The organism is Undibacterium pigrum, assembly GCF_003201815.1.
Taxonomy (GTDB): Bacteria; Pseudomonadota; Gammaproteobacteria; order Burkholderiales; family Burkholderiaceae_D; genus Undibacterium; species Undibacterium pigrum.
In genome coordinates this window covers 1-2,362 of sequence record NZ_QJKB01000037.1, presented here as the reverse complement: position 1 = coordinate 2,362, position 2,362 = coordinate 1, and the positions used below count along the sequence as shown (strand labels likewise).

Here is a 2,362-nt window from a genome sequence, read left to right as displayed (position 1 = left end):
TCTGTTGTTTTACCAGCAAATACGGTGGCGTATTCTGCTTGTTTGGAGAAGCTGTCAGCGATTTGGTTCAGCGTGAAATTCTGGGCTGTCCAGTACGCCAGACCACTTGGATCTGCAGGACGGTTGAAATAAGCGATGTAAAGCTTTTGGATATCTGCTGCTGTGTTGGCCATTTAGAACTCCTGATTGAATTATTATTGCAAATAGGCAACTCCAATAAATGATGGAATTTACCCGCTTTTTCAGCGATGGGAGATTAGCATGAGCCTTTTGGCAGAAATGTGATTCAAATCACAAATGCTAATTAAATTGGGATAATTTAAAATTATGTTATAAAAAAACCACCTCTTCGCAAAGGTGGTTTTTTGTTTTTGACAACAGGGAGGATATTCCCTCCCTGCTGCATGGGTAGCACGCTACCCATTTTCCTGCATTGCTTACTGAATTAAGCGATGAAGTCGCCAGCGACGATGGAACCTGCGCCAACCAATTTAACGATAAAGTCAGTTGCGTCAACTGTACCTACAGTGCCACCGATGTTTTGGAAAGCATAGGTACCAGCTGCTGTACCTGCGGCTACAGTGATAACGTAAGCCTGAGTATTCGCTGCCAGAGCCGCGCCAGCTGCAGATGCTGCTGTAGCGATTGCTGCTGCCAGAGTTGCTGTATCAGCAGTAGCGATGGACAACAGGTTCAATGTTGTTGCTGCTGTGCCAGTTTTGAACACGTCAGCACCAGCAACTTTGAAGTTTGCCACTGTATCGATATTGGCCAGAACAGAACCAGTAGCAATAGTATCAGCACCAGTTGCAGTTGTAGACAGGTTGATTGTATCCACGCCAGAACCGCCAGTGATTGTTGCTGCACCAGTACCAGTGCCCAGCACGTTCAGCGTCTGGCCACCTGTTCCCAGGATGACGTTATTGATGGCAGTAGCAGCAGACTTGGTAAAATTCAAAGTCACGCCAGCACCATTTTCGTTAGTCACAGTCCACGCAGCATTGGTACCACCAGTGACATTGACGGTTTCAACATCGGTTACCTTGGCAGACATATCCAGCGCAGCAGTAACAGCGCCTACGTTCAGGATGTCACCGGCTCCAGCACCACCGTTAATACCATTGGCAGCAACAGTCGCCGTGATGATGGCATCACCCACCGTGAACGTATCGACACCAGTGCCACCAGTGACAGAAATCAAGCCAGCCGCGCCAGTGAAGGTATTTGCACCATTCGCAAGTACATAATTTTCTACAGTCGCGTTACCAGCGATAGTACCTGCTGTAGAGAATGTGAAGGCATTTGTACCTGTCGCCGTGATACTGGTGAAAGCACTGTATTGAGCTGCAGACAAAGTAATACCGGCATTGCTGGCAACCACCAGGCTTTCGAAGCCAGAGATATTCGCACCAGCAATATTGGATGACGCGACCAGACTCAGGATATCGGATGTACCTGCACCTGCAGTGAAAGTCCCACTGTAAGTCTTGCCTTCCATGGTCAAGGTATTGTTACCTGCACCCAGATTGACATTACCCGCCAGCATGGAGCTGCCGGAGTTTGCCAGATAGACGCGGTCATTGCCTGTGCCGCCATTGACAGTGGTAACACCTGCAGTAGCAACGTTGAAGTACACGTCTGTCGATGTATTGTCTGTAGCGACAGTTTTGATGTTGGTAATAGTATTGCCGCCACCGATAACGATACTGCCGCCACCAGTGAAGGTGATCATGTCTGTATCACCGGCATTACCGTTGACAGTTGTACCAACCAGCGCTGCCGCATTACCTGTGAAATTATCATTCACGTTTGCTGTACTGTTAAATACACCACCTGCAGTCAGGGCAATCGGTGCCAGAGCTATGCCACCGCCATTGACTGGATTAGTACCTATGACACCAGCAATCGCAGTAGCGCCACCGGATGTACCAATTGCATTCGATGTCGTCGTATTGTTCACGCCACCACCAGTTGCATTGGAAGAAGATGTTACGTCGAATACCAGACTGCCGCCTGTCACCGTAATAAAGGACAGGTCGATGTTATTAATACCACCAATATCGTCAACGATAGTCAGTTGATGAGGTACGTTACCAGAGAATGTCAGTACAGGACCAGACAGGTTCAGTGCAGCACGGGCAGCAATTAATACCGCGTATTGGCTGGCTGTAATCACGACTGCTGAATTGGACGTGATGTTTTCGATGTTAGACAGTTGTGCACCAGCCAGGTTGATCGCACCGTAAGTTACCAGTGTATCGTTACCAGCACCCAGGTTGATCGTGTCTGTGACAACGCGAGCAACTGCATTGGCTGTGGACTGTGCATTCAGGTTCACACCGTTTTCTGTCGTGTTGTAAGT

1 protein-coding gene is annotated in these 2,362 nt (G+C 48.5%); it reads right to left on the bottom strand.

Annotation, left to right across the window (positions count from 1 at the left end; all coding sequences use genetic code 11):
• Positions 1–445: 445 nt before the first annotated feature.
• The coding region (locus tag DFR42_RS29455) for a beta strand repeat-containing protein (protein ID WP_211324451.1) at positions 446–2,362 on the bottom strand (1,917 nt) is incomplete at its 5' end.